Origin of the sequence: Sorangium sp. So ce327 (assembly GCF_051530205.1) — a bacterium.
GTDB classification, from domain to species: domain Bacteria; phylum Myxococcota_A; class Polyangia; order Polyangiales; family Polyangiaceae; genus Sorangium; species Sorangium cellulosum_B.
The window spans coordinates 6,387,401-6,400,031 of sequence record NZ_CP150330.1; the positions used below are offsets into that span (position 1 = coordinate 6,387,401).

A 12,631-nucleotide genomic window follows, 5' to 3' on the forward strand; every position below is an offset into this window, starting at 1 on the left:
AGGGGAGGCCGCGGCGCCGGAGGGACGCGACGCGCCGCGGCCGGCTCCCTCAGAACCGGATCGCGATCTTCCCGAAGTGCGCGCCGCTCGCCATGGACTCGATCGCCTGGCGCACCTCGGCGAAGGGGACCACGCGGTCGACGACAGGCCGGAGCCCGCTCGCCGCGATCGCGCGGTTCATGTCCTCGAACATCGCCCGCGACCCGACGAAGATGCCCTGCGCGGTGATCTGCTTCATCAGGATGGGGAACAGGCCGACATCCCCCAGCGCGCCGCCCGTGAGCACGCCGATGAGGCTCACGCGGCCGCCGAACCGGACCGCGCGGAGCGAACGGGCGAGCGTGCCCGCGCCGCCCACCTCGATCACGTGATCCACCCCCGCGCCGCGGGTGAACGAGCGCGCGGGCGCGTCCCAGTCGGGGTTCGCGCGGTAGTTGATGGTCTCGGACGCCCCGAGCGACCTCGCGCGCTCGAGCTTCTCGTCGCTGCTCGAGGTGACGATGACGCGGGCGCCCGCGAGCCGGGCGAACTGCAGCGCGAAGATCGAGACGCCGCCCGTGCCCTGCACGAGGACCGTGTCGCCCGCCTTGAGGTGGCTCGCCACGAAGAGCGCGTTCCAGGCGGTCACGGCGGCGCACGGCAGCGACGCGGCCTCCTCGTCCGTGAGGTGCTGCGGGACCGCGACGACCCCCTCCTCATCGAGCAGCACCCGCTCCGCGGCCACGCCCGGCAGCTCCCCGCCGAGCGCCCCCCGCGCCTTGTCCGCGGAGAGCTCCCCGTCGATCCATCGCTGGTGGAAGATGGGGCTCACGCGATCGCCGACCTTCACCCGCGTCACCCCGTCCCCCACGGCAACGACCTCCCCTACCCCGTCGGAGAGCGGGATGAGAGGCAGCGAGAACTTCGGGTTGTAGAGCCCCTTCGCCACGAGCAGGTCGCGGAAGTTGAGCGACGCCGCCTTCATCTGGAGGACGATCTGCCCAGGCCCCGGCTCAGGATCCGGAAGATCGATCGGGCGGAGCGCGTCGAGACCGAACGAACCCTGGATGGCGAACGCTTTCATGCAGATCCTCCTTGAGCGGAGATCCGCTATCCCACGCGGGGTGGAGGCCGGTCAACGCGCTGGCCGCCGCGCGTCGCGGAGCGCCTGGGCAGCGAGCCACAGGCCGGCCGCCGTCACGAGCGCCGCCCCGAGCAGCTGGTCCGCCGACGGGCTCTCGCCGAGCCAGGCGGCGGCGAGCACGTGCGACAGGACGACCCCGACGTAACCGATCGCGCCGATGCGCGCCGCGCTGTCGAGCGCGTAGGCGCGCGTCATCGCGAGCTGCGCGAGGCCGCCGGCGAGCCCCGTCCCGATCAGGAGGAGCGCGCCGAAGGCGTCGGGCGTCCGCCAGACCGGGATCGAGAGCGCGACCATCGCGGCGCTCGCCACGAGCGAGAAATGCAGCGCGATCGCCTCGGGGCTCGCGCGCTCCCCGCCTGCGCCGATCCTGCGCAGCCAGATCATCGCGAACGCCGAGAAGACGGCGCCGAGCGTGGCGATGAGCGCGATCTCGCCCGCGATCGCGAGCCTCGGCGCGGCGACCAGCCCGACGCCCGCGAAGGCGAGCAGGGTCGCGAGCCAGAGGCGCGGGCTCGTCCGCTCGCCGAGCAGGCGCGGCGCGAGGAGCGCGACGAAGATCGGGCTCGTCGCGCCGAGCGTGACCGCGTCGCCGAGCGCGATCTGCGGCGTGCCGAGCGTGTAGAAGCCGCAGAGCATCGCCCCGGTGCCGCAGAGCGAGCGCGCCCACGCGAGCCGCCGGTCGCCTCGACCCACGGAGAGCGGCGCACGGCGGACGAGCGCGACGCCGAGCGCGGTGGCCGCGCCCACCAGCGTTCGCGACGCGGCCACCTCGGGCCACGGGGCGTGCTCCGAAGAGAGCCGCGCGAGGACGTTCATCGCGGCGAAGAGCGATTGGGCCAGGAGCATCCACAGGACGCCCGCTGTCGGGTGCGCCGCGCGCTCCTCGCGCTCCGCGGCGAGGACGATCGCGGAGGCCCCGGGCGGGTGCGCGGCGACCGCGCCCTGCGACGATGACGACGTGCTCACGTAGCGCATCGATTACCACCTCGACCTCGCCGCCGTACACGCCGCCGTGCGCCCGGAGGCGTCGGCGCTCCCGGGTGCGTGCGCGACATCGAAGCGCTACGGTCGCAACGATGCGCGCGATCATCGGAGTCACGAGGAGAAGCAGGACAGGAGCGATGGATGGTCAGCGGGAGCGCCGATCCGGGGCGCTCTGGCTCGGGCTCGTCGCCGCGAGCGCCCACGCGCTCGGGTGCGGCGCGAGCGCCGCGAACGAGCCGGCGGAGGGGCCCTCCGGGGGCAAGGCGGCCTGGGAGGGAGCGGCGGAGGAGAGCGCGCGCCCCTCGGAGGGCAAGCCCGCCGGCGTGGAGGCCGGCGGCGAGGCCCAGGGCACCCAGGCCCCGCCCGCGCCGAGCCAGCAGATGACCCGCGCGGAGGCAGCGCGGTACGTGCTCGGCCTCGTGAACCGCGATCGCGCGGCGCACAAGCTGCCTCCCGTCCGGTGGGACGAGACCGCGGCGCGCGCAGGGCGGCGGCACGCCGAGGACATGGTCCGGATCGGCTTCACCGGCCACTGGGGCAGCGACGGCTCGGTCCCGGAGGAGCGCTACACGGCCGCGGGCGGCGACGGGTTCCCGATGGAGAACGCCGGCTGCTTCGCCGACGCGACCCCCCGCGAGCTCGATCCGGATCCGCGCTTCTCCGCGGAGAGCCTCGAGCGCGTGCACCAGGCCTTCATGAACGAGAAGCCCCCGGCCGACGGGCACCGGCGCAACGTGCTCACAGCGTCGCACACGTCGCTCGGGGTCGGGCTGGCCAAGGCGAAGGGGTTCGACATCGCCTGCCTGGCGCAGGAGTTCGTCGACGACTACGGGACGTACCAGCCGCTGCCCAGGCGGGCGAAGATCGGCGAGCGGATCCGGGTGAGCGGCGAGCTCGCCGCGCCGGCGAAGATCGCGGGCGTCGGGATCTCGCGGGTCGAGCCGGCGAAGCCGATCAAGCCGGAGAAGCTGCTCAAGATGGGCGGATACCCGATCCCGCCCCCCTACGCGACGTTCTTCCCGAAGGGCTTCAAGACGCCTATTCCTCTCCAGGTGACCGGCAATCGATTCGACATCCAGGTCCCGCTGGACGACCGCGGGCGGCCCGGGCTCTACGGCGTCAGCGTCTGGGCGACGTTCCCCCCCTCGGACGAGCTGAAGATGGTCTCGCTCCGCACGATCGACGTCGTCGGCAAGGGAGGCGCACGATGAGCCAGAGCCGCCCCCCCACGGCGTCCGAGGAGCTCGACGCGGTCAAGGTGCTCGATCACCTGGTCCGCCGCGCGGTCTCGATGGGCGCGAGCGACATCCACGTCGAGCCGAAGCGCGACGGCATCCGCGTGCGCTACCGCGTCGACGGCGTGATGGTGGCGCAAGGGCAGATCCCGATCGAGATCGCGCCGTCGCTCACCTCGCGCGTGAAGGTGCTCGCGCGGATGGACATGACCGAGCGGCGCCTGCCGCAGGACGGCCAGTTCAGCCTGGAGCTCCACGGCCACCCGCTCATCCACCTGCGCGCCTCGACGTTCCCCGCGATCCACGGCGAGACGCTCGTGCTGCGCGTGCTGCTGAGCCACCAGCTGATCCCGCTCGACAAGCTCGGGCTCGCCGAGGGGGACCTGCCGCGGCTCGAGCGGCTCGCCGACCGGCCCTCGGGGCTGATCGTCGTGTGCGGGCCGACCGGATCCGGCAAGACCTCGACGCTCTACTCGCTGATCAAGGTCATGAAGACGAGCGAGCTGAGCATCGTCACGCTGGAAGATCCGATCGAGGTCGAGTTCGCCGACATCACGCAGGGGCAGACCAACCCGAGGCAGGGCTTCACGTTCGCGACGGGCCTGCGCGCGATCCTCCGGCAGGACCCGGACGTGATCATGGTGGGCGAGATGCGCGATCCCGAGACGGCGCAGATCGCGCTGCAGGCGAGCCTCACGGGGCACCTCGTGCTGTCGACGCTGCACACCTCCGACGCGGTGGACACGGTCGCGCGCCTCGTGGACCTCGGCGCGGAGTCGTGGATCGTGGCGAACGCCCTGCTCGCCGTGGTCGCGCAGCGGCTCGTCCGCAAGCTCTGCGAGGAGTGCGCGGAGGCGTACGAGCTCGAGGCCGCCGTGACGGGCGAGGAGGACAAGGTCCTCATCGAGAAGGGCGCCGAGCTGAAGCGCAGCGTCGGGTGCCAGACATGCCACTTGACGGGCTACCGGGGTCGCATGGGCCTGTTCGAGATGCTGGAACTCGACGACGACCTGCGGGATCTCGTGAAGGCGCGGGCGGGGAAACGCGCGTACCGGGACGCCGCACGCAGGGTAGGCCTCGTGCCGCTCCGCGAGGCCGGGCTCGCCAAGGTGAAGGAGGGGCTCACCTCCCTCGACGAGGTGCTCCGCGTGACGTGACGCTCCCCGCTCTGGAGGAGGTCTTGCCGAGCGTCTCTGCCAGACGCGCCGCGGTTCGCCCTGCGATCCGCGGCGCGCCGCCGGTCAGGTCGCCGGCGAGGAGCCGTCGTCGACCGCGTTGGCGGCGATGACGCCCTTGTACCAGAGCGCGCTGTCCTTCGGGATGCGCCGCTGCGTCTCGTAGTCCACCCAGACGATGCCGAACCGCTGCGAATAGCCGCGATCCCACTCGTAGTTGTCCATCAGCGACCACACGAAGTACCCCGCCAGCGGCGCCCCCGCGTCCATCGCGCGCCGCGCGGCGACGAAGTGATCGCGCAGGAACTCGAGCCGCCGCGTGTCCGGGATGCGGCCGTCCTTATCGGGCTCGGTCGAGTAGGCCGCGCCGTTCTCCGTCACGTAGAGCTTCGGCACGCCGTACTCCACGTGCAGCCGGAGGAGCAGCCGCCGCAGCCCTTCCGGGTAGACCTCCCAGTTCATCTCCGTCTGCTCGGAGAGGGGCGCGACGTGCACCGTCCTCGGCAGGTTCTGCTCCTCGGGCACCTTGCTGCTCCGCAGGACCGCCCGCGAGTAGTAGTTGAGGCCGAGGAAGTCGCACTGCGTGGCGATGATCTCGAGATCGCCCGGCTTGCACACGGTCAGCCCCTCCGGCGGGAGGTAGCCCAGCGCAATGTAGTCCTCGATCATGTCCGCCGGATAACGCCGGCCGTACAGCGGATCGAGGAACCAGCGGTTGAAATACCCGTCGTAGTGGCGGCACGCGTCGTAGTCGGCGGCGCTGGGGGACGCGGGCATCGCGTAGTTCATGTTCAGCGTGATGCCCACCTCGGCGCCGGGACAGTTCTGGCGCACCACGGGCACCGCGAGGCCGTGCGAGAGCAAGAGGTGGTGGCTCACCGCCAGCGCCTTCTTGAAATCGCGCCCGCCCGGCGCGTGGATCCCCTTCTCGTAGCTGAGGAACGCCGTGCACCACGGCTCGTTGTGCGTGATCCACTTCTTCACGCGATCGCCGAGCTTCCGCGAGATGGCGTCGGTGAACTCCACGAACGCGTCCGCCGTCGAGCGGTGCTGCCAGCCTCCGACCTGGTCCTGGAGCACCTGCGGCAGGTCCCAGTGGAAGAGCGTCGCGTACGGCTCGATCCCGGCCGCGAGCAGGCCGTCCACGAGCCGGCTGTAGAAGTCGAGCCCCTTCTGGTTCACCGCGCCCCGGCCGTTCGGGAGGATGCGCGGCCACGCGATCGAGAACCTGTAGGCCATCATGCCCAGGCTCTTCATCAGCGCGATGTCCTCGGGCCACCGGTGGTAGTGGTCGCACGCGACGTCGCCGTTGGTCCCGTCGACGATCTGACCGGGCGTCTTCGCGAAGCGATCCCAGATGGACTCGCTGCGGCCGTCCTCGTTCGTAGCCCCCTCGATCTGATAGGAGGACGTCGCGGTCCCCCAGACGAAATTGTCGGGAAATCTCAGAGACGGCATGTCGATCTGTGGTTCTCCTCAGAGCGGTTTTCAGCGGAGCCTGGTACGAACGTCACAGAGCGGAGGTCACCCGCACAGGAGACGGGTCCAGATCGGCGTTTTCGGCGCGGAAGCGCACTCCGGTGCGCTGAGCACCGAAAACGTCGAGATGGGCCCGTACCCGAAGCGGGTGACCTCCGCTCTAGAGAGGTCCGGCCTCGACGGAGGCGGGCACCTTGCGATCGTAGAGCGCGGAGGGCGCGATGACGGAGCCGGGCGCGTAGAGATGGCAGCGGACCCAGTGCCCCGATCCGACGTCGACAGGCCCCGGCGTCTGCTCCCGGCACGTGTTCATCACGCTCGGGCAGCGGTCCGCGAAGGGGCAGCCCGGCGGCGGGTCGATGAGCTTCGGCGCCCCGGAGCGGGCGGGGAGATCGCCGCGGATCGAGCCGTTCGGATCCGGGACCGCCGAGAGCAGGAGCTTCGTGTACGGGTGCGCCGGCTGCTGCATCAGCTCCTCGCTCGGCGCGCCCTCCACGATGTGGCCTGCGTACATCACCATCGTGCGATCCGCGACGTAGCGCGCGCTCGCGATGTCGTGCGTGATGTAGAGGTAGGAGATGCCGCGCTCCTCCTTGAGCTTCTCCATCAGGTTCAGGACGCCCATGCGGATCGAGACGTCGAGCATCGAGATCGGCTCGTCCGCGAGGATCACGCTGGGATCCACCGCGAGGGCGCGGGCGATCGCGACGCGCTGCCGCTGACCGCCCGACAGCTGGTACGGGAACTTGAGCGCGACCTCCGCGGGCGGGTTCAGATCGACCGTCTTGAGGAGCGCGTGCACCTTCTCCCGGAGGATCGCCGGGGTGGGCGCCTTGTTGTGGAGCAGGAGCGGCCGCTCGAGGTGGTAGCCGATGGTGTGCACCGGGTTGAGCGAGCCGAACGGATCCTGGAAGATCATCTGCACCTGCCCGCGGTAAGCGAGCGAGGCGCGGGTCGGCTCCTCCTTCAGCACGTCGCGACCCTTGAACACGATCTGCCCGCTGCTCGGCGGCATCAGCCGCGCGAGGAGCCGTGCGATCGTGCTCTTGCCGCTGCCCGACTCGCCGACCAGCGCGATGACCTCACGCTCCGCCAGCGAGAACGATGCGTCGTGCAGCGCCCGGAGCTGCTGCGATCGCAGCCCGCCGCCGACGGGGAAGTACTTCCCCAGGCGCACCACGTCGAGGACAGGCGAGACAGAAGGTTGCGTCATCGTCATCGTCAGTAGAGGTGGCAAGCGCCGCGGTGCTCGGGCGCGATTTCACGAAGGACGGGCAGCTCGTTCTGGCAGGTCGCGAAGGCCTGCGGACACCGGGGGTGGAAGCGGCAGCCGGCCGGCGGGTTGCGCATGTCGGGCGGCGAGCCCGGGATGCCCTGCAGCTTGCGGCGCGGCCCACGGACCGAGGGGAACGACCCGAGGAGCCCCTGCGTGTACGGGTGCTTCGGATCGCTGAAGAGGTCCTTGGCGCGGGCGGTCTCCGCGAGCTTGCCCGCGTAGAGGATGGCGATGCGCGTCGAGAACTCGGCGATGAGCGAGAGGTCGTGCGTGATGAAGAGGATCGAGAAGCCGAGGCGCTCCTTGAGCTCGGCGATCTGCTGCAGGATCTCCCGCTGCACGACCACGTCGAGCGCCGTCGTCGGCTCATCCATGATGAGGAACGGCGGCTTGAGCGCCATCGCGATCGCGATCACCACGCGCTGCCGCATGCCGCCCGACAGCTGGTGCGGGTAGCTGTTCAGGCGCGACGAGTCGATGTTCACGAGCTTGAGCAGCGCCGCCGCGCGCTCCATCGCCTGAGCGGGCGTCACGCCGTCGTGCGCGATGATCGGATCCGCGATCTGCTCGCCGATCGTCAGCACCGGGTTGAGCGCGGTCATCGCGCTCTGGAACACCAGCGCCATCTTCCGCCAGCGGAAGGCGCGGAGCTGCTCCTCGTTCATCGCCAGCACGTCCTGCCCGGCGAAGTACACGTGCCCGCCCGTGATGACCGCCGGCGGGCGGAGAAGCCGCATGATGGCCATCGCCACCGTCGACTTGCCGCTCCCCGACTCGCCCGCGAGGCCGAGCACCTCGCCCGGGGCGATGTCGAAGGAGACGTTGTCGACCGCACACACCGGACCCGTCGGGGTGATGAACTCGACCCGGAGATCCTGAACCGAGAGAAGCGGACTAGGCGCCATGAGTCCTCACCACCGGCGTTGACGAACCCGCCGTGACCTTGCGGCTCCTGAGGAGACGCGACCAGGCTCCCTCCGAGCGGAGCCGCGGATTCGAGATCTCGTCGATCGCGTAATTGATGAGCGTGAGCGCGAACCCGACCAGCGCGACGCACACGCCGGTGGGGACAATGGTCCACCAGGCGCCCGTGAGGAGCGCGGCGTTGTTGCTCGCCCAGTAGAGGTTCGTGCCCCAGGTGATGGCGCTCAGGTCGCCGAGCCCGAGGAACTCGAGGCCGACCTGGGCGCCGATGGCGTAAACCGTCGCGCCGATGAAGCCGGACATGAGGAGCGACGTCATGTTCGGCAGGATCTCCACGAAGATGATGCGCGCGCTGCTCTCGCCGCTCACGAGGGCCGCGGACACGAAGTCCTTGTCGCGCAGCGCGAGCACCTGCGAGCGGAGCACACGCGCGTTCCACGCCCAGCCCGTGAGGACGAGGACGAACAGGATCGTCATCGGCCCGGCCGGCAGGTAGGCCGCGATGACGACGGCCATCGGCAGGCCAGGGATGATCAGGAACACGTTCGTGAGCAGCGAGAGGACGCTGTCGATCCAGCCGCCGAAGTAGCCCCCGGCCATGCCGATCGCCGCGCCGATCGCGATCACCGCGAAGCCCGTGGCGAAGCCGACGGCCAGCGAGGTCCGCGCGCCGACGATCGTCTGCGCGAGCACGTCCTGCCCCTGGCCGTTCGTGCCGAACAGGTGCTCGGCGGAGGGAGCCTCGTGCGGCATGCCCACGAACGCGTGCGGATCTTGCCCCACGATCGAGGGGCCCAGCAGCGAGAGGAGCAGGAAGAAGAGCACGATGAGCGTGCCCACCATCGCCTTGCGATTCGAGAGGAGCAGGCGGAGCCACCCCGCCGCACGGGAGCCGCCGCCCCCGCTGTTGCCTTGTTGCGCAGCCATCGCTTCTCCTGGACCCAGCCGTCAGCGCCCGCGGGCGCGGGGATCAAGAAACACGTAGATCACGTCGACCAGGAAGTTCGCCCCCAGCACGGCGAACGTGATGGTAAGGAAGATCCCCTGCATGAGCGGGTAATCCTGGTTTCGAACCGCCTGGATGAGCAGATAGCCTTGCCCCGGATACGAGAAGACGATCTCGGTGAGCAGCGAGCCGGCGAGGACGAAGCCGAGCGCCATGCCGAAGCCGGTGACATTGGGCAGGAGCGCGTTCCTCGCGGCGTAGGTGAACATGACCCGCCACTGCGAGAGCCCCTTGGCCTGGGCCATCGTGATGTACTCCTCGGACAGCACGGTGACCATCGCGCTGCGCATGCCGAGCATCCAGCCGCCGATGGTGGCGATGACGATCGACAGGGCGGGCAGGATCATGTGCGAGAGCACGCTCCCGATGAACTCCAGGCTCCAATCGGGCGAGAGCGTGTCGCTGTAGGCGTGCCGCAGCGGGAAGGCCCCGAGCACGAACCCGAGGAGGTAGAGCGACACCATCGCGAGCCAGAAGTAGGGGAACGCGCCGAGGAACATCAGGACCGGCGGCATGATCGAGTCGAGCCAGCCGCCCCGCTTCCACGTCGCGACGATCCCGAGCAGCGTCCCCAGGCCGAAGCTGACGATCACGGCGGCGCCCGACAGGAGCAGCGTCCAGCCGAGCCCCGTCGCGATGACCTCCGTCACCTTCGCCGGGAAGTGCGCGATCGATGTGCCGAAATCGCCGACCAGGATGTGGCTCAGGTAGGTGAAGTACTGCTTGTAGAGCGGCTCATCCGTGAACCCGAACGCCTTCCGCAGCGCCTCGATCGCCTCCGGCTGCAGCTGCCCCCGGAAGCGCACGAACATGGCCGAGGCTGGATCGCCCGGCATGGCGCGCGGAATGAGGAAGTTGAGGGTGAGCGAGGCCCACGCCGCGATGAAGTACAAGCCCAGCTGTCGCAGAAGGTAACGCACAGAAGCTCTCTCTTTTAACCTGCGCTCCGGATCAGGTCACGCCCAACTTCACTTCGGCTTGAGCTCGGTGAGGACCAGGAGGTACTCGGGCGGGTTGTTGGGCGACAGCTTCGCGTACGGGTTCTCCTTGCTGGGGAACCCGGTGAAGCGGCGTGTGTTGTACTCGCCCCAGGACGGCCCGGGGAACAGCGGGATCGAGGGCGCCGCCTCGGAGAAGATCTCCTGGAGCTGCTCGATGATCTTCTTCTGCTCCGCCGGCTCGGTCGCGGCCTCGAACGCCTCGAAGAGGCTGTCGGCCTGCTTGGCGCCGAAGCGGTGCCAGTTGCGCGCCGACGTCTCGCCGACCGGCTTCGCGGTCGCGGTGCCGAGGAGGTCTCGGTAGAAATTGTAGGGCGTCGGCTCCTCGTTCGACCAGCCCATCGACAGGTCGAACGTGCCCTTCTGGAGCGCCTCGAAGAACGCGCTGAAGTCGTACGTCTTCAGCGTGGCCTCGACGCCGATCTGCTTCACCTGCTGCGTGACGATCTGCGCCGCGCGTACCCAGTCGGACCAGCCCGTGACGACGTTGAGATCGAAGCGCAGCGGCTTCCCGTCCTTCACGCGGATGCCGTCGGCCCCCTTGGCATAACCCGCCTCGTCGAGGATCTGGTTCGCCTTGGCCACGTTGAACTTGACCCAGTCGCCCGCCTCGACCGTCTTCTGGCTGCGCCAGCGCTCGTGCGCGTCGCTCAGCGCCGTCGCGTCCGCCGGCCGCGTGTAGTTGTTCATGGCGACCTTGACGATCTGCTCGCGGTCGAGCGACATGCTGATCGCCTTGCGCACCCGCGCGTCGTCGAGGGGCTTCTTCGTCGTGTTCGTGTAGACGAACACCGTGCTGCCGACGAGCGGGAACCAGTAGTGGTGATTCGCCGGGTCCTTGCCGACGTAGACCTTCTCGATCTCCGGGACGAAGTTGCCGGCCCAGTCGACCTCGCCGTTCAGGAGCGCCAGGTTCGCCTGGTCGTTGCCCGGGTACGCCGGGAAGCGGAGCCCCTTGATCGCCGGCTTGCCCGGCTGCCAGTAGTTCGGGTTCCGGCCGAGCTCGTAGATCTGGTTCTGGAAGGTCTTCACCTCGGTGAAGGGCCCCGTTGCGACCGGGTTCTCGTTCGTGTACGTGACCGGATCCGCCACGTCCTTCCACTTGTGCTCCGGCACGATCGGCTGGTGGCCGAGGAAGACGAGCCCGGGGACGTACGGCCGCGTGAGCGTGAACTCGACCGTGGAGTCGCTCTTGGCCTCGACCGAGGTCAGCCACTTCCAGACGCCTTGCAGGTCGAGGGCGACGTGCTTCTTCAGGAGCCCGAAGGTGAAGGCCACGTCCTTCGCCGTGAACGGCTGGCCATCGGACCACTTGACGCCGGACCGCGTCGTGACGGTGAGCGTCTTGTTCCCGTTACCCCACTCGTACTTGGATGCGAGCCAGGGGGTGAACTCGCCCTTCATCGTGTTGTAAACGAGGAGCGGCTCGTAGATGCCAGCGACGGTTGGCCAGCGAACGTTGCCTGATGCGAGCAGAGGATTGAAGTTCCGCACCCATGACGCTTGCTGCTCGATCGAGACGGTCAGGAAGGTGTCGGCGGCCGGAGAGGGCTTGCCCGCACCCGGCGCGGTGCTCGCGCCGCCCGCGGACTCCTTGGTCGGTTCGGTCTTCCCGCACCCCGCTGTGACACCGACCGAAAGCAGCAACGTCGACAACACGAACGTCCGACGCGGCAACAACCAGTTCCTCATGAGAATGCTCCTCGCGGGGCCCTCGTGGATACGCCCGAGCGCCCACCGTCCCTCTCCCACTCCTCAATCTCCCTGGAAGCCACCACGCAGCAGAGCGGCTCGCCGGAATTCGACACCGCGACGCAGTGCGCCATACCAGCATCCAGGCGTCGGCACTGTAGCCGTTTTCGCACAGCAGTGTCAACGGGGATTCGAGGTCGCTGTCAAGTTCTCGCGCCGCTTACTCAGGCGCGTTTCCAAGGGAGATGTCGTGGTGCGTCATGTCTCGCAGCAGCAACTCCGTCTCATGTGGTGCTCATGGTGTCATCACGCGTCATGAGGAATGATGGCTTAAGCACTTGCACTGTTATTTTCTTTGGTCGCAGAAAGAAAGTAAGCAGTCACAGACTGCGTCGGTTCGGGCACCTGAGGTACGCCGCCGTCCACGCGCGTCCGGGGCAGGTCTATACAGACGTCCGCGGGCGATTACAAGACCAGAAATTTCCAACTTCGCGCCGGTGGACAGGGGGGTGCGCTCCCAGGGCGAGCGCGGACACCCCCCCTGGGCGGGCAGAGTAAGGAAGGCCGCATCAGGGGCGGACGCGGGCGGAGCGCCGGGTGCGCTCAGCGTTGGTGTGCGGGCCGCTATTCGACGCCTGATGGGCTGGTCCTCTCCGCCGTGGCCGTGAGTACCACGTATCAGGAAAGGCTCCCTTCGATGTCATCAATGTTTCGCGCACAGGCGCGGGCGCGGGCGCGG

10 protein-coding genes are annotated in these 12,631 nt (G+C 69.1%); 2 read left to right on the forward strand and 8 right to left on the reverse strand.

Features of this window, described 5'->3' with window-relative positions:
* Positions 1 to 49: 49 nt before the first annotated feature.
* Positions 50 to 1,063, reverse strand: a complete 1,014-nt coding sequence (locus tag WME95_RS23850; protein WP_437554997.1) for a zinc-dependent alcohol dehydrogenase family protein — start codon at positions 1,061 to 1,063, stop codon at positions 50 to 52.
* 51 nt (positions 1,064 to 1,114) lie between these two features.
* Positions 1,115 to 2,098, reverse strand: a complete 984-nt coding sequence (locus WME95_RS23855) for a DMT family transporter (protein WP_437910731.1) — start codon at positions 2,096 to 2,098, stop codon at positions 1,115 to 1,117.
* A gap of 146 nt (positions 2,099 to 2,244) precedes the next feature.
* Here WME95_RS23855 and WME95_RS23860 point away from each other — a divergent pair, with 146 nt between their 5' ends.
* Together WME95_RS23860 and WME95_RS23865 are read left to right on the forward strand one after the other, a co-directional pair.
* Entirely contained in the window at positions 2,245 to 3,318 is a 1,074-nt protein-coding gene (locus tag WME95_RS23860; protein ID WP_437910732.1) for a CAP domain-containing protein, read from the forward strand.
* Entirely contained in the window at positions 3,315 to 4,499 is a 1,185-nt protein-coding gene (locus WME95_RS23865; protein ID WP_437910733.1) for a GspE/PulE family protein, read from the forward strand. Before WME95_RS23860 ends, WME95_RS23865 begins: the two co-directional genes overlap by 4 nt.
* A gap of 84 nt (positions 4,500 to 4,583) precedes the next feature.
* On the opposite strand, the gene WME95_RS23870 is transcribed toward WME95_RS23865, so the two are convergent.
* The 6 genes from WME95_RS23870 to WME95_RS23895 form a co-directional block, all read right to left on the reverse strand.
* Positions 4,584 to 5,975 carry a GH1 family beta-glucosidase gene (locus WME95_RS23870; RefSeq protein WP_437555001.1) on the reverse strand — a complete coding sequence of 464 codons (1,392 nt, stop codon included), beginning with the start codon at positions 5,973 to 5,975 and terminating at the stop codon, positions 4,584 to 4,586.
* Between the two features lie 181 nt (positions 5,976 to 6,156).
* Entirely contained in the window at positions 6,157 to 7,215 is a 1,059-nt protein-coding gene (locus tag WME95_RS23875; protein WP_437910734.1) for an ABC transporter ATP-binding protein, read from the reverse strand.
* Between the two features lie 2 nt (positions 7,216 to 7,217).
* Entirely contained in the window at positions 7,218 to 8,177 is a 960-nt protein-coding gene (locus WME95_RS23880) for an ABC transporter ATP-binding protein (RefSeq protein WP_437910735.1), read from the reverse strand.
* Entirely contained in the window at positions 8,167 to 9,123 is a 957-nt protein-coding gene (locus WME95_RS23885) for an ABC transporter permease (RefSeq protein WP_437555004.1), read from the reverse strand. The genes WME95_RS23880 and WME95_RS23885 overlap by 11 nt, the downstream gene beginning before the upstream one ends.
* A gap of 21 nt (positions 9,124 to 9,144) precedes the next feature.
* On the reverse strand, positions 9,145 to 10,122 hold the full coding sequence (locus tag WME95_RS23890) for an ABC transporter permease (RefSeq protein WP_437555005.1): 978 nt from the start codon (positions 10,120 to 10,122) through the stop codon (positions 9,145 to 9,147).
* A gap of 48 nt (positions 10,123 to 10,170) precedes the next feature.
* The gene (locus tag WME95_RS23895) at positions 10,171 to 11,892 is read right to left on the reverse strand and encodes an ABC transporter substrate-binding protein (RefSeq protein WP_437555006.1); all 1,722 of its coding nucleotides are present in this window, start codon (positions 11,890 to 11,892) and stop codon (positions 10,171 to 10,173) included.
* Between the last annotated feature and the right edge of the window lie 739 nt (positions 11,893 to 12,631).